The following is a 24,277-nucleotide window of genomic DNA, read 5'->3' on the forward strand; positions in this document are numbered from 1 at the left end:
AAAGGACCCACATGCTCGATCTCGACAGCGCCCTCGCTGGCATCTCCGGCATCCTTGTCACCCCCTATGACGAGGCGGGCGAGATCGCCCCGGCCAAGCTCACCCCGATCCTCGACCGCGCGCTTGGCGCCGGGCTGCACATGCCCGTGGTCAACGGCAACACCGGCGAGTTCTACGCGCTGACCACCGACGAGGCCTGCGTGATGGCCCGCGAGGTCTGCGCCATGGTCGACGGCCGCGCCCCGGTGCTCGCGGGCATCGGGCGCGGCATCCGCGACGCCTGCGCGCTGGCCCGCGCCAGTGCCGAGGCCGGGGCCACCGCGCTGATGATCCACCAACCGCCAGACCCCTTTGTCGCGCCGCGCGGCACGGTCGATTACGTCAAGGCCATCGCCGATGCCTCGGGCGGGCTGCCGATGATGCTCTACCTGCGCAACGACGCGATCGGCACCGGCGCCATCGCCGATCTTTGCGCGGTGCCCGGGGTGAAGGGCGTGAAATGGGCCACCCCCAACCCGCAGAAGCTCGCCGCCGCCAAGGCCGCCTGCGATCCCGCGATCACCTGGGTCGGCGGTCTTGCCGAGGTCTGGGCGCCGACCTTCTACGCAGTGGGCGCGCGCGGCTTCACCTCGGGACTGATCAACGTCTGGCCCGAGCGCTCGCTGGCGATCCACGCGGCGCTCGAGGCATCGGATTACACCGAGGCGAACCGGCTGATCCACGAGATGCAGGCCTTCGAGGACATCCGCGCCGAAGAGCTGAACGGCACCAATGTCACCGGCGTGAAGGCCGCGCTCCAGGCCACCGGCTTTGACTGCGGCCCGACCCGCCCGCCCTCGGCCTGGCCGCTGACCCCTGCGCAAGAGGAGAAACTGCAGGTCTTCCTCAAGACCAACGGCCTGATCTGACACCCATCCGCCGGGCGCACCGAACCTTGCCCCGCCCGACACGCCCCCCCTGTCCTTCTGGAGGAGACCCCGATGAATCCCGAAACCCGCGCCATCTTGATGGATGTCTCCGTCGCAACGCTGGCCACTGCGCTCTTCAAGCGCGGCCTGCGCAGCCAGGTGATCCAGGGCGTGCACCCGGTCGGCTGGAAAGGCCGGAACATGGTCGGCCCGGCCTTCACCCTGCGCTACATGCCCGCCCGCGAGGACCGCAACCAGCTGTCGGAGTTCCGCAATCCCGGGCACCCGCAGCGCGTGGCGATCGAGACCTGCCCCGAGGGCCACGTGCTGGTCATGGACAGCCGCAAGCAGGCCAACGCCGCCTCGGCGGGGGACATCCTGATCACCCGGCTGATGATGCGCGGCGGTGCCGGCGTCGTCACCGATGGCGGCTTCCGCGACGCTGCGGTGATCGCCGAGCTCGACATGCCGGCCTATCACAGCCGCCCGTCGAGCCCGACCAACCTCACCAACAACGAGGCCATCGCGATCAACGAGCCGATTGGCTGCGGCGACGCCCCGGTGTTCCCCGGCGACATCATCGTCGGCGACGCGGATTGCGTCATCGTGATCCCGGCGCATATGGCCGACGAGGTCGCCGCCGAGGCCCGAGAGATGACCGCATACGAGGATTTCGTGGTCGAGCAGGTCAAGGCGGGCGCGCCGATCATCGGGCTCTATCCCCGCGTCAACGAAGAGAAATACGGCCCCCTCTTCGAAGCGTGGCGGGCCGAGAACGGGCGCTGACCGGCCCCGCCAACGTGCGCGTCGCATGTGGCGCTTACGTCACGCCGCATCTTGCGGCGGTTGATCTCCCGACCGGAGGCGCGAGGGTCGCCGAGCGCTGCTGCACGGCACCTGCGCGGGCTCAGTCGAGCCGCGCGGGCGTGTCCTTCACCCGCCGGATCGGGATCGAGGATTCCAGTGAGGCGACCCCGGGCAGCTTGGTCAGCCGCCCGGTGAGAAAACGCTCGTATTCCGTCAGATCCCGCACAGAGATCCGCAGCAGGTAGTCGAAACTGCCGGTCATCAGCCAGCAGTCGACGACCTCGGGACAGCGCCGAACCTCGGTCTCGAAGGCCTCCAGCCGGTCGTCGATCTGCCGGTCGAGCCGCACCGAGATGAACACGCTGAAGCCGAACCCCAGCTTTCCCTCGTCGATCCGGGCGCTGTAGCCGGTGATATAGCCCTCGGACTCGAGCCTGCGGATCCGCCGCGCGCAGGGCGAGGCCGAGAGCCCGATCCGCTCGCTCAGGTCCTGATGACTGGCGCGCGCATTTTTCTGCAGCTCGCGGAGAAGCTTTCGGTCGATCTCGTCGAGGTCCTGGCTCATGTGCGCTGATTTTCCCCATCGAATCCATCTCTCACGCTTATTTCCACTACACAAAGGCGCCATGGGCAATGGGAAAGGCGAGTTCCGCTTCGGCGAGTCATATACGCTCGCGCGGAAAGGGAGGGACTACATGACCGACGACGCGCAGCACCTCAAGATGATCGAGCAGCGACTGCTTTGGCTGTCGCACTGGATGATCCACAACGCCAATCATCTCCGGCCCAAGCAGGACGGCATCAAGATCGGCGGGCATCAGGCCTCCTCGGCCTCGATGGTGTCGATCATGACGGCGCTCTACTTCTCGGCGCTGCGCCCCGAGGACCGGGTGGCGGTCAAGCCCCATGCCTCGCCGATCTTCCACGCGATGCAGTACCTGATGGGCAACCAGACGCGCGAGAAGATGGAGAATTTTCGCGGCTACGGCGGCGTGCAGAGCTACCCGAGCCGCACCAAGGACATCGACGATGTGGATTTCTCCACCGGCTCGGTCGGGCTTGGCGTCGGCATCACCGCGCTGGCTTCGATGGTGCAGGACTTCATCCGCGCCAAGGACTGGGGGGCCGAGGTCGATGCCGGCCGGATGGTCGCACTGGTCGGCGATGCCGAGCTTGACGAGGGCAATGTCTACGAGGTGCTGCAGGAGGGCTGGAAGAACGACCTGCGCAACTGCTGGTGGGTGATCGACTACAACCGCCAGTCGCTCGACGGCATCGTCCGCGAGGGGCTCTTCGGGCGGGTCGAGAAGATCTTCGAGGCCTTCGGCTGGGACGTGGTGCGGGTGAAATACGGCGCCCTGCAGCGCGATGCCTTCGACGAGCCCGGCGGCGCGCGGCTGCGCGACTGGATCGACGCCTGCCCCAATGCCGAATACTCCGCCCTGACCTACCGCGGCGGCGCGGTCTGGCGCGAGCGGCTGATGGAGGATCTGGGCGATCAGGGCGATGTGACGGCGCTCCTCGAGCGGCGCAGCGATGCCGAGCTGGCGGCGCTGATGGAGAACCTCGGCGGCAACTGCGTGTCCACCATGGCCGAGGCCTTTGCCGCCGTGGACCACGACCGCCCCGTGTGTTTCCTCGCCTATACGATCAAGGGCTGGGGCACACCCATCGCCGGGCACAAGGACAACCACGGCGGGCTGATGACCAAGGCGCAGATGGCCGAATGGCAGGCGCATATGGGCGTCGCCGAGGGTCAGGAATGGGAGCCCTTCGCCACGGTGAAGGATGGCGCGGCGCTGAAGCAGTTCCTCGCCCGCGTGCCCTTCTTCGCGCGCGGCGCGCGGCGCTATTCCGATGCCCGCCTGCCCGTCCCTGCCGTCGCGGTGGACACCAGCCGCGAGATCTCGACGCAGATGGCCTTTGGCAAGATCCTCGACGATCTGGCGCGCGGTGACAGCGATCTGGCGGCGCGGATCATGACCACCTCGCCCGACGTGACCGGCACCACCGGCCTCGGCCCCTGGGTCAACCGGCGCAAGCTCTTTGCCCGCGCGGCGCAGAGCGATGCTTTCATCGAGCACCGCATCCCCTCGACCGCCAAGTGGAACTTCGCCCCCGAGGGGCAGCACCTCGAGCTTGGTATCGCCGAGATGAACCTCTTCCTGCTGCTTGGCGCGGCGGGGCTGTCGCACAGCCTCTTCGGCAAGCGGGTGATCCCCATCGGCACGGTTTACGACCCCTTCGTCGCGCGCGGGCTCGATGCGCTGAACTACGCCTGCTACCAGGACGCGCGTTTCATGATCGTCGGCACGCCCTCGGGCGTCACGCTCGCCCCCGAGGGCGGCGCGCACCAGTCGATCGGCACGCCGCTCATCGGCATGAGCCAGGACGGGCTCGCGGCCTTCGAGCCCGCCTTTGCCGACGAGCTGGCGGTGATCATGGAATGGGCCTTCGACTACCTGCAGCGCGATGGACACAAGGACGGCGGCGGAGACCCCGACGAGCGCACATGGCTGCGCGACGAGACCGGCGGCTCGGTCTACCTGCGGCTCACCACCAAGCCGCTCGAGCAGCCCGGCAAGCGCCATGACGACGCCTTCGTGCAGGGCGCCATCGACGGCGGCTACTGGCTGCGCAAGCCGGGGCCGAACTGCTCGGTGGTCATCGCCTATCAGGGCGCGGTGGCCGACGAGGCGATCGCCGCGGCGGGGATGATCGGCGAGCACCGGCGCGATGTGGGGGTTCTGGCGGTGACCTCGGCGGACCGGCTCAACGCCGGCTGGACCGCGGCGCAGCGGGATCGGGCGCGCGGCAATGCGCAGGCGCGCTCGCATGTGGAATCGCTGCTCGGCGAGCTGCCGCGCCACTGCACGCTGGTCACGGCAATCGACGGACACCCGGCAACACTGTCGTGGCTCGGCGCGGTCGCCGGGCACCGGGTGATCCCGCATGGGGTCGAGCACTTCGGCCAGACCGGGACAATCGGCGATCTCTACCGCCACTTCGGTCTGGATCGCGAGAGCCTCGCGCAGGCGGTGACCCATCTGACCGTCGGGGCGGCGGTCGCCTGACGCGGCGGCCCTCTGAAAATTCCACCGGTAAAAATCCCCCTGCGCGCTAGGGCGCCCAGGGGGCCAGCAGCAGCGCCAATGCCGCCCAGCAAGTCACTTCGGAGACAAGCTGTACCGCCCCGAGCACATCGCCGGTCACGCCGCCGATGCGGCGCCGGGCGAGCCACCCAAGCGTTCCGGCCACGCCGCAGCAGAGCAGCCCCAGCACGAGAGCTGCGCCGCCCGCCAGCGCCACCCCCACCAGCGCGAGGCCCAGCACCATCGCCCGCGCCGCCCGGCTGCGGCCCGCGGCGAGCCGCCCCAGCCCATCGGCGCGGGCGGGGGGCAGCAGCTCTTGCAGGCCCACCATCGCGGCGCGGCTGACCATACCGATCAGCACGAACCAGCCCGCCCCGGCGGCGGACCCCAACTCCGGCCCGAGTTGCGCCAGCCCCGCCCCCCAGAGCACGGTGGCAAGGATCAGCGCCATCACGCCGTAGCTGCCGATGCGGCTGTCGCGCATGATCTCGAGGCAATGCTCCCGGTCGCGCCCGCCACCGATCCCGTCGGCGAAATCCGCCAGCCCATCGACATGCAGCGCGCCGGTCGCCAGCACCTGCGCCGCCACCGCCAGCGCCGCCGCCAGCAGGGGCGCGCCCCCCAGCGCCAAGCCCGCCGCAAAGGCCGCCCAGCCGATCAGCCCGACCAGCGCGCCCACCAGCGGAAAGGCCCAGCGGGCGGCGGCGAGCGAGGGCGCATCCCCCGCGATCCGCCCGGCGGGCAGCCGTGTCAGCAGCATCACCGCCACCTGCAGCTCGCGCAGCCGGGCGCGAAGCGGGCTCATCCGCCCGAGACCCCGGCCTGTGCAAAGGTCGCCATGCCGTTGTGGCACTCCAAGGCCGCGCGCAGCACGCCGAGCGCAAGCGCCGCCCCCGAGCCCTCGCCAAGCGCCATGTCGAGCGCCAGCACCGGCGCCTTGTCCATGGCGTCGAGCAACCGGGCGTGGCCGGGCTCGCGGCTGACATGGCCGACGAGACAATGCTCCAGAAACCGCGGATTGGCGGCGAAGAGCGGCGCGGTCGCCGCGGTGCAGATGAACCCGTCGAGGATGACCGGGATACGCCGCGCCCGCGCCTCGATCAGCGCGCCGCAGATCGCCGCCTGCTCGCGCCCGCCGAGCGCCGCGAGAATGCCCAGCCCCTGCGCCCCGGCGTGGCGCGCGCAGGCGCGGCGCACCGCACCCGCCTTGCGTGCAAGGCCCGCCTCGTCCGAACCGGTGCCGCGACCGATCCAGCCCTCTGGATCTCCGCCGAAACCGGCGCAGGCGAGCGCCGCGGCAATGGTCGAGTTGCCGATTCCCATCTCGCCGAGGATCACCACCTGCGCGTCGCCCGCGACCGCCTCGGCGCCGCGCCGCATCGCGGCCAGCGTCTCGGCTTCGGTCATCGCGGGGGCTTCGGTAATGTCCGCCGTCGGCCGGTCGAGGTCGAGCGCCACCACCGACAGCTCGGCCCCCGCGGCGCGGCAGAGCTGGTTGATCGCTGCGCCCCCGGCCTCGAAAGTGGCCACCATCTGGGCGGTGACTTCCTGCGGGAAGGGGTTCACCCCCTGCGCGCAGACCCCGTGGTTGCCGGCAAAGACCAGCGCCTGCGCCTTGCCGAGCCGCGGGCGCTCGGCCCCCTGCCAACCGGCCATGAAGACCGCCAGATCCTCGAGCCGGCCCAGCGAGCCCGGCGGCTTGGACAGGCTCGCCTGCCGGTCCCGCGCGGCCTGCGCCGCGGCCGCGTCGGCCCCGGGCAGCGTCCCTGCCAAATCCGCGATGGCCGCAAGCGTGGGGATGTCAGAAAGAATGCTCATTCGGTTTCACCTTCACTGGGTAGCCCGCCACCGCCAGCCAGACCTCGTCGCAGGCCTCGGCCACGGCTTGGTTCATCCAGCCCGCGGCATCGCGGAAGCTGCGGGCGAGCCGGTTCTCCGGGACGATTCCCGCCCCGACTTCATTGGTCACGAAAATCACCGGGGCGCGCTGCCGCGCGATCTCCTGCACCAGCGCCTGCACCGCGCTGCGCCAGTCCGCCTCGGCCAGCAGCAGGTTCGTCAACCAGAGCGTCAGGCAATCGACAAGCCGAGGCAGATCGCCGTCGCTGGCGCGCAGCGCGGCGCCAAGATCGCGGGGCGCGTGCAGCTCCTGCCAGCAGGCGCCCCGCCGCGAACGGTGCTCTGCGATGCGCGCGGCCATTTCCTCATCACCCTCGTAAATCTCTGCGGTGGCGATATAAATCGCCCGTCCACAGGGGGCGAGCGCCCTGCGTTCGGCAAGCGTCGACTTGCCTGACCGTGCCCCGCCCGTGATGAGTATCGACCTTGTCATTTCCGCATGGGAAAGCATCAATGTCGCCAAAAGGGAAGAGGCAAGCAGGCCGTTGCAGCACAAAACACCCGGCTCCGGAGAGCTGATCCTGATCCGCCACGCACCGATTGCCGAGCCCGGCAGGCTCTGTGGCCGCACCGATCTTGCGGCGCGGATCGAGCCTGCGCGGATCGCGGCCCTGCGCGCCGCGCTGCCCGCGCCGGGCGCTCTCGTCAGCAGCCCCGCGCAGCGCTGCCAGCAGACCGCCAAGGCGCTCTGGCCCGAGCGCGCGGCGGTGCCCGATGCGGTGCTCTGGGAGCAGGATTTCGGCGCGCATGACGGGCGGCCCTACGCCGAGCTGCCCGATCTCGGCCCGATGGAGGGCCCTGCGCTGGCACAGTGGAGCCCACCGGGAGGCGAGAGCTTTGCAGGCCTCTGCGCCCGCGTCCGCCCGGCGCTGCTGTGCTATGGGCGGCAGGCGGCGCAGGACGCCGCGCCGGTGGTGCTGGTGGTCCACGCCGGTGTGATCCGCGCGGCGCTGTCGCAGGTGACCGGGTCCCAGCACGCGGGCCTCGCATTCGAGATCGCGCCTCTTTCGGTCACCCGCCTGCGCTGCGGTGCCGAGGGGCCTTTCTCGGTGATCGAGGCGGGCCGCGCATGAGCTGGACCCCGGTGTGCGTCGAGGGCCATTTCGGCGAGTGGATTCAGGGGCGCATGGGCAAGGGCGGCCCCGTCGCCCTGGTGACCGTCCGCTGCCCGGCCCTGACCGTCCGCGCCCCCGGAGAGGGCGCGCTGCCCTTCTCCCGGGGCCAGCTCGCAAGTTTCGCCGCGCAGCTCGGGATCGCGCCGTGCTTTCCCGGCACGGCGCGGACCGCCCCGCTCGGAGGCGGCGCCGGGGCCTCCACCGCGACGCTTGTCGCCCTGGCCCGCGCCGCGGGTGTCACTGTCAGCGCCGAGCGCCTCGCCGCGGCCTGCCTCGCGGTCGAGGGCGCCAGCGATCCGCTGATGTTCCCCCGGCCGGACGCCCTGCTCTGGGCCTCGCGAGAGGGGCGGATCCTGCGCCAGATGCCCGCGCCGCCCGCCTGCCACATCCTCGGAGGGTTCTGGGGCGCGCCGCATCGCACCGACCCCGGGGACGAGAATTTCGACGACATCGCCGATCTGGTCGACGCATGGGCAGCCGCCGTCACCCGGCGCGACCTGACCGCCTGTGCGCGCCTTGCCAGTGCCTCGGCGCGGCGGTGCACCGCGCGGCGCGGCCCCTCCCTTGCGCAGTCCGACCCGCTGCCCGAGCTGGCACGCGAGCTTGGCGCGCTCGGCTGGCTGCGCGCCCACACCGGCTCGGCGCGGGGGCTGATCTTTGCCCCCGGCACCCTGCCTGCACAGGGCGCCGCGGCATTGGCCGAGGCCGGGCTCACCGGCGTGCTGACCTTCGGGACGGGCGCGGCATGAGCTTTGCGCTGATGATGCTGGGGGGGATGGTGCTCGATCTGTTGCTAGGCTGGCCGGAGCGGCTCTACGTGCGGATCGGCCATCCGGTGACATGGCTGGGCAAGGCGATCTCGGCGCTGGAGCGGCGGCTCAACCGGGGTAGCCGGAGGCGCAGGCTCTGGCTCGGGGCGCTGACCACGCTGTCGACCGTCGCCCTTGCCGCGCTGCCCGCTGTTGCCGTGCAGGCGCTGCTGCCGGACAGCGTTGCGGGCAGCCTCCTCGGCGCGGTGCTCGCCTGGCCGTTGATCGCCCTGCGCGCGATGCACGCGCATGTTGCCGCCGTCGCCACGCCGCTGGCGCGGGGCGATCTCGGGGCCGCCCGCCACGCCGTCTCGATGATCGTGGGGCGCGACCCGGCACAGCTGGACCCCGCGGGGATCGCCCGCGCCGCGACAGAGAGCCTCGCCGAGAACAGCTCGGACGGCATCGTCGCGCCGCTCTTCTGGGGGGCGGTGGTGGGTCTGCCGGGGATCGCCGCCTACAAGGCCGTGAACACGCTCGATTCGATGATCGGCCATCGCAACGACCGCTACGAGGCCTTCGGCAAGGTCGCGGCCCGGCTCGACGACGTGGCCAACTGGCTCCCGGCGCGGCTCACCGGGGTGCTCTTCGCCCTCGCCAGCGGCCGCCGCCTGCCCGCGGCGCTGCGGGTGATGGGGCGCGATGCGCGCAAGCACTGCTCGCCCAACGCGGGATGGCCCGAGAGCGCCATGGCAGCGGCGCTGGATGTCCGTCTCTCGGGGCCGCGCGTCTATGGCGAACGGATCGCCGAGGAGCCCTGGCTCAACGCCGGCGCCCCCGATCCGACGCCGCAGGGTCTCAGCCGCGCGCTGCGCCTCTATCGCCGGGCCATGGCGCTCTGTGCCCTTGCGCTCGCCGCGCTGGTCCTGTTCGAGTGAGCGCCATGGACACCCTGCCCGACCCGCCCTTCGCCCCGCCCGCCGGCCCCTCCAGGGATCACGGCGGCAACCTCGATGCCGCCATGGCGCGCTTCGGCGGAGACCGCGCGAGCTGGCTGGATCTCTCGACCGGCATCAACCCCGACCCCTACCCGGTTCCGGAGATCCCGGCCGAGGCCTGGGCCGTGCTGCCGCGCCGCACCGAGATGGCGCGTCTGATCGCCGCGGCGCGCACCGCCTATGCCTGCCCGGCGCGCATCGTGCCGGTCAATGGCGCGCAAGGGGCGATCCAGCTGGTGCCATCACTGCGCGCGCCCGGACGGGCGGCGGTGCTGGGGCCGACCTACAACGAGCATGCGGCGGCGCTGCGCGCGGGCGGTTGGCAGGTGACCGAGACAACCCGCCTCGCGGCCCTTCACGGCGCCGATATCGCCGTGGTGGTAAACCCTAACAACCCCGACGGGCGGCACAGCGATCCCGAGACGCTTTGTGCGCTGGCAGCGCGGGTCGGGCTGCTGGTGGTGGACGAGAGTTTTGCCGATCCCGAGCCCGGGCGCTCCATCGCGCCGCGCCTCGACGGAGGCCTGCCGAACGTCATCGTGCTGCGCTCCTTCGGCAAGTTCTACGGGCTGGCCGGTCTGCGGCTGGGGTTCGCGCTGGCGCAAGGCGCGCTCGGCGACCGGCTGGCCGAGCTTGCCGGGCCCTGGCCGGTCTCGGGCCCGGCGATCGAGATCGCCTCGGCGGCGCTTGCCGACCGCCAGTGGCAGGCGGAGACCACCGCGCGCCTCACCAGCGACGCCGCGCGGCTCGACGCCCTGGCGCAGGGGACCGGCTGGGCCTTGGTCGGCAGCACGCCGCTTTTCCGCACCTACGCCGCCCCGGACGCGCTGGCGGCGCAGGACCGCCTTGCCCAGAGCCATGTCTGGACCCGCATCTTCCCCTATTCCGAGCGCTGGATCCGCCTCGGCCTGCCGCCCTCGGACCGCTGGGCACAGCTCGAGGCGGCCTTCGCCACGCTTTGAGCGCTCAGAATTCGACGCCCTGCTGCGCCTTGATCCCGTCGCGGAACGGGTGCTTGACCAGCGTCATCTCGGTCACCAGGTCCGCCGCCTCGATCAGCTCGGGCTTGGCGTTGCGCCCGGTCAGGCAGACGTGGGTCATCTCCGGTTTCCGTTCGAGCAGGAAGCCGACCACCTCGTCGATATCGAGATACCCGTAGCGCAGCGCGATGTTGATCTCGTCGAGCAGCACGAAGCGCACCTCGGGATCGAGGATCTGTTCCTGCGCGATCTGCCAGCCGCGCTGCGCCGCCGCGATGTCGCGCGCGCGGTCCTGCGTCTCCCAGGTGAAGCCCTCTCCCGAGACGAAGAAGCGGCACTCATCGGCAAATTTCTCGCGGATCATCTTCGCCTCGCCGGTGACCCAGTTGCCCTTGATGAACTGCACCACGGCGCAGGGCATGCCATGGGCGATGCAGCGCAGGATCATCCCGAAGCCCGACGACGACTTGCCCTTGCCGGGGCCGGTATGAACGAGAATGAGGCCCTTTTCAGCGGTTTTCCCGGCCATCATCCGGTCCCGCGCAGCCTTGATTTTCTTCATCTTTTCCGCGTGGCGGGTGTTGGTCTCATCGTTCATGCTGCTCTCTCCGGTCTTGACAGGGGTCGGATTTCCGGGCGATCTGACCCCACGCTGGTGCCCGTGTAAACGGGTGAAAAGGGAATGTGCAGCCGCGAGTGATCGCGGTCAGGCACAGCCGCCCCCGCGACCGTGAACGGAAAAGGGCGCTCGGAAAGCCACTGGCCATCGGGCTGGGAAGGCAGAGCGCCTGCTGGGCCAAACGCCCTGAATTCCGTGAGCCGGGAGACCTGCCAGCCATGACTTTTGAGACCGGACGGGGTGTGCCGGTGTCGGGGTGTTCCCATGCCCGGGATCCATTCCGCCGTTACCCCTGTGCGCCCAATGGATGAGGCGACACGAATGATGGACTGCGCGCACACGCGTCAGGAGAGTGACACCGAACTGCTGGTCTGCGTGACCTGCCGCCGGGCGGGGGTGACCCCAGAGGACGCGCGGCGCCCCGGTCAGGCGCTCTTTGACCAGATCACCGCGCTCGATCGGCCCGAAGGGGTGCGGATCACCGCCACCGACTGCCTGCAGAACTGCGATTTCGGCTGCACCGTCGCGCTGCGCGGCGGGGCGGAGAAGTGGACCTACGTCTTCGCCAACGTCGACGAGTCCGCGCATCCCGAGATGCTGCTCGCCGGCGCCGCGCAATACCACGCGGCGCCCGACGGGGTGATCCCCTGGCGCCAGCGCCCCGAGCATTTCAAGCGCAACTGCGTCGCCCGCATCCCCCCGCTTACCCCCGCGCCCAAGCAACAGGACCGCTGAACATGGCCGATCTTACGAAACTCCCCGTCACCGTGATCACCGGCTTTCTCGGCTCGGGCAAGACCACCCTCGTCAGCCACCTGATGCGCAACCCGGGCGGGCGGCGGCTCGCGGTGGTGGTTAACGAATTCGGCGACGTCGGCGTCGATGGCGAGATCCTGCGCGGCTGCGCGATCCCGGACTGCCCCGCCGAGAACGTGGTCGAGCTGGCCAACGGCTGCATCTGCTGCACCGTGGCCGACGATTTCATCCCCACCATCGAGGCGCTGCTGGCGCTCGAGCCGCGCCCCGACCACATCCTCATCGAGACCTCGGGCCTCGCGCTGCCGAAGCCGCTGCTGCAGGCCTTCGACTGGCCGCAGATCCGCGCCCGCATCACCGTCGACGGCGTCATCGCGCTCGCCGACGCCGAGGCGGTCGCAGCGGGCCGCTTCGCCCCCAACGTGGCGGCGGTGGACGCACAGCGCGCCGCCGACGAGAGCCTCGATCACGAGACGCCGCTGTCGGAGGTCTTCGAGGACCAGATCGCCTGCGCCGACATCGTGCTGCTGACCAAGCCCGATCTTGCCGGCGCCGAGGCCGTGGCCCGTGCCCGCGAGGTCATCGCCGCCGAGGCGCCGCGCCCGATGCCGGTGGTCGAAGTGGCAGAAGGCGTGGTCGACCCGCGGATCATCCTCGGGCTCGGTGCCGCCGCCGAGGACGATCTCGACGCCCGGCCCAGCCACCATGACACCCCGCACGACCACGACCACGAGGAGTTCGAGTCGATCACCGTCGACCTTCCCGAGCTCGCCGATCCCGCGCAGCTGGTCCACGCCATCGAGGGGCTCGCCCGCAGCCACAACATCCTGCGGGTGAAGGGCTATGCGGCGGTCTCGGGCAAGCCGATGCGCCTGCTTGTGCAGGCCGTGGGCGCGCGGGTGCGGCACCAGTTCGACCGTATGTGGCAGCCGGGCGAGGCCCGCGCCGGGCGGCTGGTGGTGATCGCCGAGCATGATGACATCCGCGAAGACGAGATCCGCGCCGCCCTGAGCCGCGCAGTGCTCGATCCGGCCCTCTAGGCCGCGCCGCAGATGCACGTCGTCTTCCGCGAAAGCCACGGGCTCGAGGACCTCGAGACCCCGACGGACCTGATGCAGGATCCGGCGGATCTCGTGGTGCTGTCCTTCTCCGACAGCGACCTCGGGGCCTTCGCGGAAGCCTGGCACCAGAGCGGCGGAAGCCTGCCCTCGCTGCGCCTCGCCAACCTCGCGCAGCTGCGCCATCCGCTGTCGGTCGACACCTACGTGGAGCGCACGCTTGCGGGCGCCAAGGGCATCCTCGTGCGGCTGATCGGCGGGCGGCCCTATTGGGACTACGGACTCTTGCAGCTGCAGGCGCTGGCGCAGCGGCAGGGGATCGCCCTTGCCGTGCTGCCCGCCGACGGCCGCCCCGACCCGCGGCTCGACGAGGTCTCGACTCTGCCGCTCTCGACCCTGCGCCAGCTTGCCCGGCTCTGCGACACCGGCGGCCCCGCCGCGGCGCAGGCGGCGCTGGCACAACTGGCGCTGGCCTCGGGCCTCGGCGCGCCCCCGGTGCGCGGCGCGCGCGCCCTGCCCGAGGTGGGCCTGTGGACACCCGAGACCGGGCCCGAGTCACTTGATGAGCCGAGGAGCGCCGCCCCTCGCGCTCCCCGGCGCATTTGGAACGAGAAGACGGGGCGACGGATTCTCGTCGTCTTCTACCGCGCCTACCTGGTGGCGGCGGACATGGCCCCCATCGCCGCACTCTTCGCGGCCTTCCGGGCCGAGGGCTGCGAGGTGGTCGGACTCTTCGCCCCCTCGCTGAAAGCGCCCGGCGCGGCGGAGGCGCTGCAAGAGGCCGTGGCCAGGCTCTGCCCCGACGCCATCGTCAGCGCCACCGCCTTCAGCGGGCGCGGCGCGGCGGGCTCGCCGCTCGACGCCGCGGGCGTGCCGGTCTTCCAGGTGGCCCTCGCAACCTCCACCGAAGAGGCCTGGGGCGCGGCGGACCGGGGGCTCTCGCCCGCCGATCTGGCCATGCACGTGGTGCTGCCCGAGGTCGACGGGCGGCTTCTGGCCGGGGTTGTCTCGTTCAAGGCGCACGGGGAGCGAGACCCGGAGCTGCAGTTCGCCCGCACCCTGCACCGCCCTCACGGTCCGGGGATCGCCGCCGCCGTTGCCCGGGTCATGGGCTGGCTGCGCCTGGCGGCACGGCCTGTGGCCGAGCGCCGGGTGGCGCTGATCCTCTCGACCTACCCCGGCAAGGACTGGAACCTCGGCCACGCGGTCGGCCTCGACGCCCCGGCCTCGGCGCGGGCCATCCTCGAGGACCTGCGCGCGGCGGGATACGCGGTGCCCGAGCCGGGTGCTGATCTGGAGGCGGCGCTGCAGGACCGCAGCCTGCGGCTGCCGCTGGCGGAGTACCGCGCGGCGCTGGCCCAGCTGCCGGAGCGCCTTCGGCAGCAGATCACCGCCACCTGGGGCGCGCCCGAGGCGGACGCGCAGATCGACGGCGACGCCTTCCGGGTCGCGGCGCTGGAACTTGGCCCCTGCCTCATCGCCCTGCAGCCCGAGCGCGGCACCCCGGCGGCGCGCGCGGGCGAGTACCACGATCTCGCGCGTGTGCCGCGCCATGCCTATGTCGCTTTCTACCTCTGGCTGCAGACCCGCGCCGACGCGCTGGTGCATATCGGCGCCCACGGCACGCTGGAATGGCTGCCCGGCAAGGCTGTCGCCCTCTCCGGGACCTGCTGGCCGCAGGTGCTGACCGGCGCGCTGCCGGTGCTCTATCCGTTCATCGTCAACGATCCCGGCGAGGCGGCGCAGGCCAAGCGGCGCATCGGCGCGCTCACCCTCGGCCACCTGCCGCCGCAGCTCGCCGCGAGCGAGATCCCCGACCGGCTGACCCACCTGGAAAGCCTGCTCGACGAGTTCTCCACCGCCGACGGGCTCGACCCGCGCCGCCGCGACCGGCTGCAGGCCGACATCCGCGCCGAGGCCCGCGCCCGCGGCGTCGAGGCCGACCTGGGGCTCGGCGAGGCCGCCTCCACCGCCGAGGCGATCCCCCGCATCGACCGCTTCGTCTGCGACATCAAGGAGAGCCGCTTCGGCGCGGGGCTGCACGTCTGGGGCCGCCCGCCGCCGGGCTGCACCGAGCCGGAGATCCGCGCCTCGGTGCAGGCCGAACGGGCCGCGCTCATCGCCGCGCTCGATGGTCGGCGGATCGAGGCGGGGCCCTCGGGGTCGCCCTGGCGCGGGCGGCGCGACGTGCTGCCGAGCGGGCGCAACCTCTACACCACCGACCCGCGCGCGGTGCCGAGCCGCGCCGCCCATGCGCAGGGGGTGCGGCTGGCCGAAGAGCTGATGCGCCGCCACCTGCAGGACCACGGTGACTGGCCGGGCGGGCTGGTCGTCGATCTCTGGGGGTCGGCCACCATGCGCACCGCCGGCGAGGAATTCGCCATGGCGCTGCACCTCTTGGGCGTGCGGCCGGTCTGGGACGAGGGCTCGGCGCGGGTCTGCGGCCTCGAGGTGCTGCCGATCGCCGAGCTCGACCGCCCGCGCATCGACGTCACGCTGCGGGTCTCGGGGCTGTTCCGCGATGTCTTCCCCACGCTCTCGGGGCTCTTCGCGACAGCGGTCGCCGCGCTGGCGGCGCGCGACGAGGCGCCGGAGTGGAACCCCTATGCCGGGACCGCGCCGGGCGCGCGGGTCTACGGCCCGGCGCCGGGCAGCTTCGGGCTGGGCATGGGCGCGGCATTGGACAGCTACGATGACGGGGCCCGACGCGCCGCCGGGGAGGCCTGGCTCGACGCCTCGTCCTGTGCGCTGGACGGCGCGGGCGCGACCCGCGACGAGGCCGGGATCCGCGCCCGCGTCGCGCAGGCCGAGGCCTTCGTGCACCTTCAGGACCTGCCCGAGACCGACCTGCTGCTCGCCGCCGACTACGCCGCGCATGAGGCGGGCTTTGCCGCCGCACAGGCCGCGACTGGCGGGCAGGCCGCACTCTACCATCTCGACAGCACCGACCCCGCGCGCCCCCGCGCCCGCGCCCTGCCCGAAGAGATCGCCCGCGTGGTGCAGGCCCGCGCCGCCAACCCGCGCTGGATCGCCGGAATGCGCGCCCATGGCTTCCGCGGCGCCGCCGAGATCGCCGCGACGCTCGAGCACATGGCCGCCTTCGCGCATCTGGCGGGGGCGGTCGGCGGGCATCTGTTCGACCTCTATCACGCGGCGACGCTCGGCGATCCCGAAACCGAGGCCTTCCTGCGCGGCGCCAACCCCGGCGCCCATGCGGCGATGCTCGAACGCTTCCGCGCACTGCGCGAGGCCGGGCTCTGGGACAGCCGCCGGAACTCGGTGATCGCCGCGCTGGAGGACCGGTCGTGAGCGCCCCGCTGGTCAAGGGCTGGTGCCCCGGCGCGCACCGCCCGATGCTCTCGGGCGACGGGCTGGTGGTGCGGGTGCGCCCGTTCCGCGCCGAGCTGAGCGCCGCGCAGGCGCTGGCGCTTTGCGATCTCGCGCGGACCCATGGCAACGGAACGCTGGAGCTGACTTCCCGCGCTAACCTGCAGATCCGCGGGGTGCCCGAGGCCGCCTTCCCCGCGCTGCTGGAGGGTTTGGACGCGCTAGGGCTGATCGACGCCGACCCGGCGGTCGAGGCGCGGCGCAATATCCTGATGCCCGCGGGCTGGCGCGCGGGCGATCTGACCGACCGGCTTCACGCGGCGCTTCTGGAGACCCTGCCCGCGCTGCCGCCCTTGCCCGCCAAGATGGGCTTTGCGCTCGACACCGGGCCGCAGGGGCAGCTTGCCCCGGGGTCTGCCGATTTCCGCTTCGAGCTGGACCCGGCGGGGGCGCTGCTGCTGCGCGCCGACGGGGCGGCAACGGGGTGTGCGGTTTCGGAAGCGGGCGCGATGGCGGCCCTTGCCGAGCTGGCCCGCTGGTTCGTCGCCACCGGCGGCCCCGAGGCGGGGCGCATGGCGCGGCATCTGCGGCAGGTCTCGCTTCCGCAGACATGGCGGGGCACCGCACCGCGCGCGGCGGGGGCCTGCCCTGAACCCGGTGGCATGGAGGGGGACCGGCTGCTTGGCGTGCCCTTTGGCAGCATGGAGGCCAGCGTGCTCGCGGAGCTTGTCGAAACCAGCGGCGCGCGGGCGGTGCGATTGATGACCGGCCGGCTCCTCTGCCTGCGCGGCGGCCACGCCGACACCGCCGCCCCCGGGTTCGTCACCGCCCCCGGCAGCGCGCTCCTGACCGCCCACGCCTGCCCGGGCGCCCCCTTCTGCCCGCAGGCGACCGTGCCCACCCGCGCGCTCGCGGCCCGGCTGGCACCAAAGGTCCGCGGCACGCTGCACGTCTCGGGCTGCGCCAAGGGCTGCGCCCTGCCGCGCGGCGCCGATGTCACGCTGGTGGGACGGCAGGGCGGCTTCGACCTCGTGGAACATGGCGCGCCCTGGGACACCCCCGCCCGCACCGGCATGTCTCCCGCACAACTCGACGATCTTCCCACCCTCCTATCGGGACAGCCCTGATGCCCTATGACTACGAAAAGGATGGCGCGGCCATCTACCGCCAGAGCTTCGCCACGATCCGCGCCGAGGCCGATCTCGCGCGGTTCTCGCGCGACGAGGAGCCCATCGCCGTGCGGATGATCCACGCGGCGGGGATGGTCGGGCTCGAGCGGCACATCCGCTTCTCCGAGGGCTTCGCCGCCGCCGCCCGCGCCGCGCTGGCGCGGGGCGCGCCGATCCTTTGCGATGCGCGGATGGTGTCCGAGGGCGTCACCCGCCCGCGCCTGCCCGCCGACAACCCGGTGCTCTGCACATTGCGCGACCCCAGCGTGCCCGACTTGGCCCGCGCCATGGGCACCACCCGCTCGGCGGCGGCGCTCGAGCTTTGGCGGCCCCAGCTCGCGGGTGCGCTGGTGGCCATCGGCAATGCCCCGACGGCGCTCTTTCACCTGCTGAACATGCTCGAGGATCCGGCCTGCCCGCGCCCGGCGGCGATCATCGGCTGCCCCGTCGGGTTCGTCGGCGCGGTGGAAAGCAAGGACGCGCTCTGGCAGGCGCAGCCCGTGCCGTGCGTCCTCGTCGAGGGGCGGCTTGGCGGCAGCGCGATCACCGTCGCGGCGATCAACGCCATCGCGAGCCGCGCCGAATGAACGCTCAGGGGGAAATCCGCGCAGAGGCCAGCGCAGAGGTAGGCGCGCGGGTGCAGGGCACGATCTGGGGCGTCGGCCTCGGCCCCGGCGATCCCGACCTCATGTCGGTGCGCGCCGACCGGCTGCTGCGCAAGGCCCGCCACGTGGCCTATTTCCGCAAGGCCGGGCGACCCGGACAGGCCCGGCGCATCGTCGAGGGGATGCTGCGCCCCGACGTGATCGAGATCGCCATGGAGTACCCGGTGACCACCGAGATCCCGCTCACCGATCCGCGCTACAACGCGCTGCTCTCGGCCTTCTACGAGGGCTGTACCGCGAAGCTCCGCGCCCTGTCGGAGGCGGGCCACGAGGTGCTGGTGCTCGCCGAGGGCGACCCGTTCTTCTACGGCTCCTTCATGCATCTCTTCACCCGGCTCAAGGGCCATGCGCCGCTGCAGGTGATCCCGGCGATCCCCGGCATGGCCGCCGCCTGGTGCGCCACCGGCCTGCCGATCACCTGGGGCGACGACGTGATGAGCACGCTCATGGGCACCCTGCCCGAGGCCGAGCTGGTGCGGCAGATGCGCAATGCCGACGCGCTGGTGATCATGAAAATCGGCCGCAACATCGACAAGGTCCGCCGCGCCCTGCGCGCCGCCGGGCGCTTCGAGGAGGCCTGGCTGGTGGAACATGCCGCGATGCCGGGCCAGTCCGTGCAGCGCCTGTCGGAGGCCGAGGGCCGGGTAACGCCCTATTTCTCCATCGTGCTGGTGCACGGACAGGGGCGGCGGCCATGAGCGGACGGCTGGTCATCGCCGGGCTCGGCCCCGGATCGGAGGCACTGGTCACCCCAGAGGTCACTGCCGCGCTGGCCGAGGCGACGGATGTGGTCGGCTATATCCCCTATGTCGCCCGCGTCACGCCGCGCCCCGGCCTGACGCTGCATGCCTCGGACAACCGGGTCGAGCTGGACCGCGCCCGCCACGCGCTCGAGATGGCCTGCGCCGGCCGCTCGGTCGTCGTGGTCTCTTCAGGCGATCCCGGGGTCTTTGCCATGGCGGCCGCGGTGTTCGAGGCGGTCGAGGCGGGCCCACCAGAGTGGCGCGCGCTCGACATCGCGGTGCTGCCCGGCATCACCGCGATGCTCGCCGCCGCCGCCCGCGCGGGCGCGCCGCTGGGGCATGATTTCTGCGCGATCAACCTCAGCGACAACCTCAAGCCCTGGTCGCTGATCGAAAAGCGCCTGCGTCTCGCCGTAGAGGCCGATTTCGCCATGGCCTTCTACAACCCGCGCTCCAAGGCCCGGCCCGAGGGCTTCGCGAAAGCCCTGGATGTCCTGCAGCAGGCCTGCGGCGATGCCCGCCCTGTGATCTTTGCCCGCGCCGTTTCGACCCCGGAAGAAGCGATCCGCGTGGTCCCTCTCGACCGCTGCACCCCCGAGATGGCCGACATGCGCACGGTGGTCATTGTCGGGGCCTCGACCACGCGGGTGATCCCCCGTGATGGCGCGGCCTTCGTCTACACCCCGAGGTCGGTGCCCGCATGATCCAGCCAGCGCAGCACCCCGTCCACCTCATGCGTCTCGCGCCGCGCCGGGATGGCGGGCCGGTCGATCATGATCACCGGCAGGCCCAGTTCGCGCGCCGCCGCGATCTTGGCAAAGGCCCCGCTGCCGCCGGAATTCTTCGAGACCACGAGGTCGATCCGGTGCTCCCGCATCAGCCTTCGGTCGGATTCGAGACCGAAGGGGCCGCGATCAACCACCACATGATGATCGGGAAAAACCAGAGGTGCCTCGGGCGGGTCAACGAGCCGCAGCAGGTAGACATGCTGCGCCTGTGCGGCGAAGTCCGCCAGATGCATGCGGCCCACGGCCAGCATCACGCGGCGCCGCGGACCGGCGAGCGCAGCGACAGCCCCAGCCATGTCCGGCACCCGGATCCAGCGGTCTGCGGCGGTCTCCTCCCAGGGCGCTCGGGTGAGCGCGATCAGCGGCACGCCCGCCGCCCGGCAGGCGGCGACGGCATTGGCGCTCATCTGCGCCGCGAAAGGGTGGGTCGCGTCGATCACATGGGTGATGCGCTCGGCTCGCAGGTGGCTTGCCAGCCCCTCTGCCCCGCCAAAACCGCCGATGCGCAGCGGCAGCGCCTGCGCCGCCGGACTGGCCACGCGCCCCGCCAGCGACACCGTGCCGCGCAAACCCGCCCCGGCCAGCGCCCGGCAGAGCCGCGCCGCCTCGGCGGTGCCGCCGAGCACCAGAAGGTTCGGCTCCATGTCTGAGGCTGTCACGTCCGAAGTCCCTTGGCTGTCGATCGTCGGGCTCGGCGAAGATGGCCCGGACGGGCTCTGCTCCGCAAGCCGTGCCGCGCTCGCGGCAGCCGACATCGTCATGGGACCCGAACGGCACCTGTCGCTGCTCCCCGAGGCGGGCGCAAGGCGGATCGCCTGGCCCGTGCCCTTTGCCGAGGGCATTCCGCAGCTCCTGGCGCTGCGCGGGCAGCGGGTTGCGGTGCTGGCTTCGGGCGATCCCTTCTGGTTCGGTGCCGGCGCGGTGCTGGCGCGGCAACTGGAGCGCGGCGACTGGCAGGCCTTTCCGGGCCGCTCGAGTTTCTCGCTCGCCGCCGCGCGGATGGGCTGGCCGCTGGAGAGCACCGAGTGCTTCGGCCTGCATGCCGCGCCGCTGTCGCGGCTGCGCCCGCGGCTTGCGCCGGGACGGCGGATGCTGGTGCTGCTGCGCGACGGCGCGGCGGTGCGGGCCCTGGCGAACTACCTTGCCGCCGAGGGCTTCGGCGCCTCCGGGATCACCGTTATGGAAGCGCTCGGCGGCCCCCGCGAGCGGCGCACCGAGGCGCGCGCCGAGGCCCTGCCCAAGCGCAGCTTCACCCACCCCGTCTGTGCCGCCGTCGCGGTGGCCGGAGAGGGCGCGGTGCTGCCCCTCGCCAGCGGCCGCCCCGACAGCTGGTTCGAGAGCGACGGCCAGATCACCAAGCGCCCCATCCGCGCGCTCACCCTCTCGGCCCTCGCCCCGCGCCCCTTCGAGCACCTGTGGGATATCGGCGGCGGCTCGGGCTCGATCGGCATCGAGTGGCTGCTCTGCGATCCCACTCTCGACGCCAGCACCGTCGAGCCGCGCCCGGAGCGCGCCGCCCGGATCGCCGCCAATGCCGCCCGGCTCGGCGCCGGGCGGCTGCGGGTGGTCGAAGGCTCTGCCCCCGCGGCGCTGGCGCAACTCGAACGCCCCGACGCGGTGTTCATCGGCGGCGGCCTGACGCGCGACCTGCTGGAGTGGCTGGACACGCATCTTCCCGGGAGCACAAGGATCGTCGCCAACGCGGTGACGCTGGAGTCCGAGGCGCTGCTGACCGAGGCGCAGGCGCGGCGCGGCGGCGCGCTGCTGCGCATCGAACTGTCGTCCGCCCAGCCCCTCGGCCCGAAACGCGGCTGGAAGGCGGCCTATCCCATCGTGCAATGGAGCCACGTCACATGATCGTCGCGGGCTTCGGATTCCGGCAGGGCGCGGGCGCCTCCAGCCTGCGCGACGCCTATGACCGGGCCCGCGCCGGGCGGGAGGCGGGCTGTCTCGCCACGGCCAAGGACAAGGCAGACGCCCCCGCCCTGCGTGCCCTGGCCGGATCTCTCGGCCTGCCGGTCGCTGGCGTCCCGGCCTGCCAGCTCTCCGCGCAGGGCACGGCAACCGACTCCCCCCGCGTGCGCGCCGAACGCGCCACCGGCTCGGTCGCCGAGGCCGCCGCCCTCGCCGCCGCCGGGCCGGGCGCACGTCTGCTTGGCGCGCGCGTCATTTCCTCTGACCGCATGGCCAGCTGCGCGCTGGCAGAAGGACCCGATCCATGACCGTTCACTTCATCGGCGCCGGCCCCGGCGCGCCCGACCTGCTGACCCTGCGCGGCCGCGACATCATCGCGCGCTGCCCGGTCTGCCTCTACGCCGGCTCGCTGGTCCCCGAGGCGATCCTTGGCCATTGCCCCCCCGGCGCGCGGATCGTCAACACCGCGCCGCTGGACCTCGACCAGATCATCGCCGAGATCCGCCTCGCCCATGACGCGGGCCACGACGTGGCGCGGCTGCATTCGGGGGATCTCTCGGTCTGGTCAGCGATGGGCGAGCAGATGCGCCGGCTGAAGGCGCTCGGCATCCCGGTCTCGGTCACCCCCGGCGTGCCTGCCTTCGCCGCCGCCGCAGCCGCGCTCGGCGCCGAGCTGACCCTGCCGGGCCTCGCGCAATCGGTGGTGCTGACCCGCACGCCGGGCCGGGCCTCGTCGATGCCCGAGGGCGAGACGCTGGCCAATTTCGCCGCCACCGGCGCGACGCTCGCGATCCACCTGTCGATCCAGAACATCGCGCGGGTGGTTGCCGATCTCTCCCCCGCCTATGGCGCGGACTGCCCCGTCGCCGTGGTCTACCGCGCCAGTTGGCCGGACGAGGTGATCCTGCGCGGCACGCTGTCGGACATCGAGGACAAGCTCGGCGCGGGCATCACCCGCACCGCGCTCATCCTTGTCGGACCGGCGCTGGCGGGCGAGGGCTTTGAAGAGAGCTGCCTCTATGCGGTGGACTACGACCGCCGCCACCGCCCGCAAAGCGCCGAGAGCCCGTGGAGTGGCTGGACCCCCGAGCAGGAGGCGCAGATCGATGGCTGAGGTTCCCGGACTTCTGGTCTCGGCGCCCTCGTCGGGCACCGGCAAGACCACGGTGATGCTGGGCCTGCTGCGGGCGCTGGCCGAGGACGGCTTGGCGGTTCAGCCCTTCAAGTCCGGCCCCGACTACATCGACCCGGCCTTCCACCGCGCTGCCAGCGGGCGGCTAAGCTTCAACCTCGACGGCTGGGCCATGGGACCACACCTCTGGCAGGCGATCGCGGCGCAGGCGGCGGGGGCGGACATCTGCCTCGCCGAGGGCTCGATGGGGCTCTACGACGGGGTCGCGACGCGCGGCCAGCAGGGCTTTGGCAGCAGCGCCGAGACGGCGCGGGCGATGGGCTGGCCGGTTGTGCTGGTGCTCGACGTGGGCGGGCAGGCGCAATCCGCCGCCGCAACGGCGCTGGGGTTCCGGCAGTACATGCCCGATCTGCCCTTCGCCGGGGTGATTCTCAACCGCGTCGCCTCGCCCCGCCACGAGCGGCTCACGCGGCTCGGCATGGAGCGCGCCGGGCTGCCGGTGCTCGGCGTGCTGCCCCGGCGCGGCGACCTGACCCTGCCGGAGCGGCACCTCGGGCTCATCCAGGCCGTGGAGCATCCGGACCTCGAAGCCGCCATCGCCGGGTACGCCGCCTTCCTGCGCGAGCATGTCGACCTTGCCGCGCTCCGCACCGCTGCTGCGGGCGGGCCGTTGCCCGGCGCAACGCCGGCCCTGCCCAGGCCCCCGGCGCAGCGCATCGCGCTGGCGCAGGACGCGGCCTTTTCCTTCACCTATCCGCACCTTCTCGAAGGCTGGCGCGCCGCCGGGGCCGAGGTCCTGCCGTTCTCTCCGATCGCCGATGAGCCGCCCGCCGCCGGGGCCGATCTGGTCTGGCTGCCCGGAGGCTACCCCGAACTGCACGCCGGGCGGCTCGCCGCCGCCGAGACCTTCCGCGCCGGGTTGCGCCGCCATGCCGAGACGCGCCCGGTCCACGGCGAGTGCGGCGGCTACATGGCCCTTGGCGCGGGGCTGATCGACAAAGGCGGCACGCGGCACGAAATGGCGGGCCTGCTGGGCCTCGTCACCAGCTATGAGACCCGCAAGTTCCACTTGGGCTATCGCCGCGCGGTGCTGCGCGCGCCGATGCCGGGCTTCGACGCCGGGGCGGCGCTGCGCGGCCATGAGTTCCATTACTCCACCATCTTGCAGCAACCCGACCCGCCGCTGGCCGAGGTCGCCGATGCCGATGGCGCCCCGGTGGCCGAGACCGGCTCGCGGCGCGGGCAGGTCACGGGAACCTTCTTTCACCTGATCTCGGCGGAGGAGCCGTCTGCCCCCCGCGCACAAGCCGAAGAGGAGGCGCGCATCCAGACCAAAGCCCGGCGCTGAGCCGACCCCGCATGGTGTCCCGCACGGGACGCAAGGGAACCGGGTGAGAGGCCCGGACTGCCCCCGCAACTGTAAGCGAGGAGCGCCGAGGAAGATCCACTGGCAGGCATGCCGGGAAGGGCCGAGGCGCGACGATCTGCGAGTCAGGAGACCTGCCATGCGACCCCCTTTCCCGCCCTCATGGGCAATTTCGCTGCCGGTGGGGCAGCC

24 protein-coding genes and 2 riboswitches are annotated in these 24,277 nt (G+C 72.1%); of the genes, 18 read left to right on the forward strand and 6 right to left on the reverse strand.

What is annotated here, in order from left to right:
* Window positions 1–11 precede the first annotated feature (11 nt).
* Both G0D83_RS04340 and G0D83_RS04345 read left to right on the forward strand, forming a co-directional pair.
* Window positions 12–908, forward strand: a complete 897-nt coding sequence (locus G0D83_RS04340) for a dihydrodipicolinate synthase family protein (protein ID WP_164189865.1) — start codon at window positions 12–14, stop codon at window positions 906–908.
* A gap of 72 nt (window positions 909–980) precedes the next feature.
* On the forward strand, window positions 981–1,694 hold the full coding sequence (locus tag G0D83_RS04345; RefSeq protein WP_164189867.1) for a ribonuclease activity regulator RraA: 714 nt from the start codon (window positions 981–983) through the stop codon (window positions 1,692–1,694).
* 121 nt (window positions 1,695–1,815) lie between these two features.
* Here the strand turns inward: G0D83_RS04345 and G0D83_RS04350 are convergent, their stop codons facing one another.
* Entirely contained in the window at window positions 1,816–2,280 is a 465-nt protein-coding gene (locus G0D83_RS04350; RefSeq protein ID WP_164189869.1) for an Lrp/AsnC family transcriptional regulator, read from the reverse strand.
* A 130-nt stretch (window positions 2,281–2,410) separates the two neighbouring features.
* Between G0D83_RS04350 and G0D83_RS04355 the strand changes: the two genes are divergently transcribed.
* The gene (locus G0D83_RS04355; protein ID WP_164189871.1) at window positions 2,411–4,789 is read left to right on the forward strand and encodes a 1-deoxy-D-xylulose-5-phosphate synthase N-terminal domain-containing protein; all 2,379 of its coding nucleotides are present in this window, start codon (window positions 2,411–2,413) and stop codon (window positions 4,787–4,789) included.
* A gap of 46 nt (window positions 4,790–4,835) precedes the next feature.
* On the opposite strand, the gene cobS is transcribed toward G0D83_RS04355, so the two are convergent.
* From cobS to cobU, 3 genes are read right to left on the reverse strand one after another with little or no spacing between them, the layout of a single operon-like run.
* Entirely contained in the window at window positions 4,836–5,612 is a 777-nt protein-coding gene (gene cobS / locus G0D83_RS04360; protein ID WP_164189873.1) for an adenosylcobinamide-GDP ribazoletransferase, read from the reverse strand.
* Entirely contained in the window at window positions 5,609–6,625 is a 1,017-nt protein-coding gene (cobT, locus tag G0D83_RS04365; RefSeq protein ID WP_164189875.1) for a nicotinate-nucleotide--dimethylbenzimidazole phosphoribosyltransferase, read from the reverse strand. Before cobT ends, cobS begins: the two co-directional genes overlap by 4 nt.
* On the reverse strand, window positions 6,609–7,139 hold the full coding sequence (gene cobU, locus G0D83_RS04370; RefSeq protein WP_164189878.1) for a bifunctional adenosylcobinamide kinase/adenosylcobinamide-phosphate guanylyltransferase: 531 nt from the start codon (window positions 7,137–7,139) through the stop codon (window positions 6,609–6,611). The genes cobT and cobU overlap by 17 nt, the downstream gene beginning before the upstream one ends.
* Window positions 7,140–7,191: 52 nt before the next feature.
* Here cobU and G0D83_RS04375 point away from each other — a divergent pair, with 52 nt between their 5' ends.
* Genes G0D83_RS04375 through cobD form a run of 4 tightly spaced genes read left to right on the forward strand, consistent with a single transcriptional unit; the run spans window position 7,192 to window position 10,530 of the window.
* The gene (locus G0D83_RS04375) at window positions 7,192–7,779 is read left to right on the forward strand and encodes a histidine phosphatase family protein (protein ID WP_235939676.1); all 588 of its coding nucleotides are present in this window, start codon (window positions 7,192–7,194) and stop codon (window positions 7,777–7,779) included.
* Entirely contained in the window at window positions 7,776–8,570 is a 795-nt protein-coding gene (locus tag G0D83_RS04380) for a propanediol utilization protein (RefSeq protein WP_235939679.1), read from the forward strand. The genes G0D83_RS04375 and G0D83_RS04380 overlap by 4 nt, the downstream gene beginning before the upstream one ends.
* Complete coding sequence (gene cbiB, locus G0D83_RS04385) at window positions 8,567–9,508, forward strand: adenosylcobinamide-phosphate synthase CbiB (protein ID WP_164189888.1); 942 nt, start codon at window positions 8,567–8,569, stop codon at window positions 9,506–9,508. The genes G0D83_RS04380 and cbiB overlap by 4 nt, the downstream gene beginning before the upstream one ends.
* A gap of 5 nt (window positions 9,509–9,513) precedes the next feature.
* Window positions 9,514–10,530: a threonine-phosphate decarboxylase CobD gene (cobD, locus tag G0D83_RS04390; RefSeq protein ID WP_164189890.1), complete on the forward strand. Its 1,017-nt coding sequence runs from the start codon at window positions 9,514–9,516 to the stop codon at window positions 10,528–10,530.
* 4 nt (window positions 10,531–10,534) lie between these two features.
* Here the strand turns inward: cobD and cobO are convergent, their stop codons facing one another.
* Window positions 10,535–11,146, reverse strand: coding sequence for a cob(I)yrinic acid a,c-diamide adenosyltransferase (cobO, locus tag G0D83_RS04395; protein ID WP_164189893.1), 612 nt, complete (start codon window positions 11,144–11,146; stop codon window positions 10,535–10,537).
* 38 nt (window positions 11,147–11,184) lie between these two features.
* Window positions 11,185–11,399: riboswitch (cobalamin riboswitch) on the forward strand.
* Between the two features lie 89 nt (window positions 11,400–11,488).
* Here cobO and G0D83_RS04400 point away from each other — a divergent pair.
* From G0D83_RS04400 to cobJ, 7 genes are read left to right on the forward strand one after another with little or no spacing between them, the layout of a single operon-like run.
* Window positions 11,489–11,902 (forward strand): DUF1636 domain-containing protein, encoded by a 414-nt coding sequence (locus tag G0D83_RS04400; protein WP_164189895.1) that lies wholly within the window; start codon window positions 11,489–11,491, stop codon window positions 11,900–11,902.
* Window positions 11,903–11,904: 2 nt separating this feature from the next.
* Window positions 11,905–12,963, forward strand: coding sequence for a cobalamin biosynthesis protein CobW (cobW, locus tag G0D83_RS04405; RefSeq protein ID WP_164189897.1), 1,059 nt, complete (start codon window positions 11,905–11,907; stop codon window positions 12,961–12,963).
* A gap of 12 nt (window positions 12,964–12,975) precedes the next feature.
* Window positions 12,976–16,290 (forward strand): cobaltochelatase subunit CobN, encoded by a 3,315-nt coding sequence (gene cobN, locus G0D83_RS04410; protein WP_164189899.1) that lies wholly within the window; start codon window positions 12,976–12,978, stop codon window positions 16,288–16,290.
* Entirely contained in the window at window positions 16,287–17,435 is a 1,149-nt protein-coding gene (locus G0D83_RS04415; RefSeq protein WP_370457159.1) for a cobalamin biosynthesis protein CobG, read from the forward strand. Before cobN ends, G0D83_RS04415 begins: the two co-directional genes overlap by 4 nt.
* Window positions 17,435–18,064: a precorrin-8X methylmutase gene (locus G0D83_RS04420; RefSeq protein ID WP_164189902.1), complete on the forward strand. Its 630-nt coding sequence runs from the start codon at window positions 17,435–17,437 to the stop codon at window positions 18,062–18,064. The genes G0D83_RS04415 and G0D83_RS04420 overlap by 1 nt, the downstream gene beginning before the upstream one ends.
* Entirely contained in the window at window positions 18,061–18,840 is a 780-nt protein-coding gene (gene cobI, locus G0D83_RS04425) for a precorrin-2 C(20)-methyltransferase (RefSeq protein WP_203594917.1), read from the forward strand. Before G0D83_RS04420 ends, cobI begins: the two co-directional genes overlap by 4 nt.
* On the forward strand, window positions 18,837–19,589 hold the full coding sequence (gene cobJ / locus G0D83_RS04430) for a precorrin-3B C(17)-methyltransferase (protein ID WP_164189905.1): 753 nt from the start codon (window positions 18,837–18,839) through the stop codon (window positions 19,587–19,589). Before cobI ends, cobJ begins: the two co-directional genes overlap by 4 nt.
* On the opposite strand, the gene G0D83_RS04435 is transcribed toward cobJ, so the two are convergent.
* Window positions 19,562–20,317 (reverse strand): cobalt-precorrin-6A reductase, encoded by a 756-nt coding sequence (locus G0D83_RS04435; RefSeq protein WP_164189962.1) that lies wholly within the window; start codon window positions 20,315–20,317, stop codon window positions 19,562–19,564. The genes cobJ and G0D83_RS04435 overlap by 28 nt on opposite strands.
* Here G0D83_RS04435 and cbiE point away from each other — a divergent pair.
* The 4 genes from cbiE (at window position 20,316) to G0D83_RS04455 (ending at window position 24,067) form a co-directional block, all read left to right on the forward strand.
* Window positions 20,316–21,530 carry a precorrin-6y C5,15-methyltransferase (decarboxylating) subunit CbiE gene (gene cbiE / locus G0D83_RS04440; RefSeq protein WP_164189907.1) on the forward strand — a complete coding sequence of 405 codons (1,215 nt, stop codon included), beginning with the start codon at window positions 20,316–20,318 and terminating at the stop codon, window positions 21,528–21,530. The two genes, G0D83_RS04435 and cbiE, sit on opposite strands and share 2 nt — an antisense overlap.
* Window positions 21,527–21,895 (forward strand): cobalamin biosynthesis protein, encoded by a 369-nt coding sequence (locus tag G0D83_RS04445; RefSeq protein WP_164189909.1) that lies wholly within the window; start codon window positions 21,527–21,529, stop codon window positions 21,893–21,895. Before cbiE ends, G0D83_RS04445 begins: the two co-directional genes overlap by 4 nt.
* Entirely contained in the window at window positions 21,892–22,701 is an 810-nt protein-coding gene (gene cobM / locus G0D83_RS04450; RefSeq protein WP_164189912.1) for a precorrin-4 C(11)-methyltransferase, read from the forward strand. The genes G0D83_RS04445 and cobM overlap by 4 nt, the downstream gene beginning before the upstream one ends.
* Entirely contained in the window at window positions 22,694–24,067 is a 1,374-nt protein-coding gene (locus tag G0D83_RS04455) for a cobyrinate a,c-diamide synthase (RefSeq protein ID WP_164189914.1), read from the forward strand. Before cobM ends, G0D83_RS04455 begins: the two co-directional genes overlap by 8 nt.
* A riboswitch (cobalamin riboswitch) is annotated at window positions 24,063–24,242 on the forward strand. It overlaps the preceding gene by 5 nt.
* Window positions 24,243–24,277 lie beyond the last annotated feature (35 nt).

It is taken from the genome of Salipiger sp. PrR003, from assembly GCF_010500785.1.
Taxonomy (GTDB): domain Bacteria; phylum Pseudomonadota; class Alphaproteobacteria; order Rhodobacterales; family Rhodobacteraceae; genus Salipiger; species Salipiger pacificus_A.

Coding starts and splice junctions, on each gene's coding strand:
- G0D83_RS04340 (WP_164189865.1), top strand. CDS start 12: ATGCTCGATCTCGACAGCGCCCTCGCTGGCATCTCCGGCATCCTTGTC.
- G0D83_RS04345 (WP_164189867.1), top strand. CDS start 981: ATGAATCCCGAAACCCGCGCCATCTTGATGGATGTCTCCGTCGCAACG.
- G0D83_RS04350 (WP_164189869.1), bottom strand. CDS start 2,280: ATGAGCCAGGACCTCGACGAGATCGACCGAAAGCTTCTCCGCGAGCTG.
- G0D83_RS04355 (WP_164189871.1), top strand. CDS start 2,411: ATGACCGACGACGCGCAGCACCTCAAGATGATCGAGCAGCGACTGCTT.
- cobS (WP_164189873.1), bottom strand. CDS start 5,612: ATGAGCCCGCTTCGCGCCCGGCTGCGCGAGCTGCAGGTGGCGGTGATG.
- cobT (WP_164189875.1), bottom strand. CDS start 6,625: ATGAGCATTCTTTCTGACATCCCCACGCTTGCGGCCATCGCGGATTTG.
- cobU (WP_164189878.1), bottom strand. CDS start 7,139: ATGACAAGGTCGATACTCATCACGGGCGGGGCACGGTCAGGCAAGTCG.
- G0D83_RS04380 (WP_235939679.1), top strand. CDS start 7,776: ATGAGCTGGACCCCGGTGTGCGTCGAGGGCCATTTCGGCGAGTGGATT.
- cbiB (WP_164189888.1), top strand. CDS start 8,567: ATGAGCTTTGCGCTGATGATGCTGGGGGGGATGGTGCTCGATCTGTTG.
- cobD (WP_164189890.1), top strand. CDS start 9,514: ATGGACACCCTGCCCGACCCGCCCTTCGCCCCGCCCGCCGGCCCCTCC.
- cobO (WP_164189893.1), bottom strand. CDS start 11,146: ATGAACGATGAGACCAACACCCGCCACGCGGAAAAGATGAAGAAAATC.
- G0D83_RS04400 (WP_164189895.1), top strand. CDS start 11,489: ATGATGGACTGCGCGCACACGCGTCAGGAGAGTGACACCGAACTGCTG.
- cobW (WP_164189897.1), top strand. CDS start 11,905: ATGGCCGATCTTACGAAACTCCCCGTCACCGTGATCACCGGCTTTCTC.
- cobN (WP_164189899.1), top strand. CDS start 12,976: ATGCACGTCGTCTTCCGCGAAAGCCACGGGCTCGAGGACCTCGAGACC.
- G0D83_RS04420 (WP_164189902.1), top strand. CDS start 17,435: ATGCCCTATGACTACGAAAAGGATGGCGCGGCCATCTACCGCCAGAGC.
- cobI (WP_203594917.1), top strand. CDS start 18,061: ATGAACGCTCAGGGGGAAATCCGCGCAGAGGCCAGCGCAGAGGTAGGC.
- cobJ (WP_164189905.1), top strand. CDS start 18,837: ATGAGCGGACGGCTGGTCATCGCCGGGCTCGGCCCCGGATCGGAGGCA.
- cbiE (WP_164189907.1), top strand. CDS start 20,316: ATGTCTGAGGCTGTCACGTCCGAAGTCCCTTGGCTGTCGATCGTCGGG.
- G0D83_RS04435 (WP_164189962.1), bottom strand. CDS start 20,317: ATGGAGCCGAACCTTCTGGTGCTCGGCGGCACCGCCGAGGCGGCGCGG.
- G0D83_RS04445 (WP_164189909.1), top strand. CDS start 21,527: ATGATCGTCGCGGGCTTCGGATTCCGGCAGGGCGCGGGCGCCTCCAGC.
- cobM (WP_164189912.1), top strand. CDS start 21,892: ATGACCGTTCACTTCATCGGCGCCGGCCCCGGCGCGCCCGACCTGCTG.
- G0D83_RS04455 (WP_164189914.1), top strand. CDS start 22,694: ATGGCTGAGGTTCCCGGACTTCTGGTCTCGGCGCCCTCGTCGGGCACC.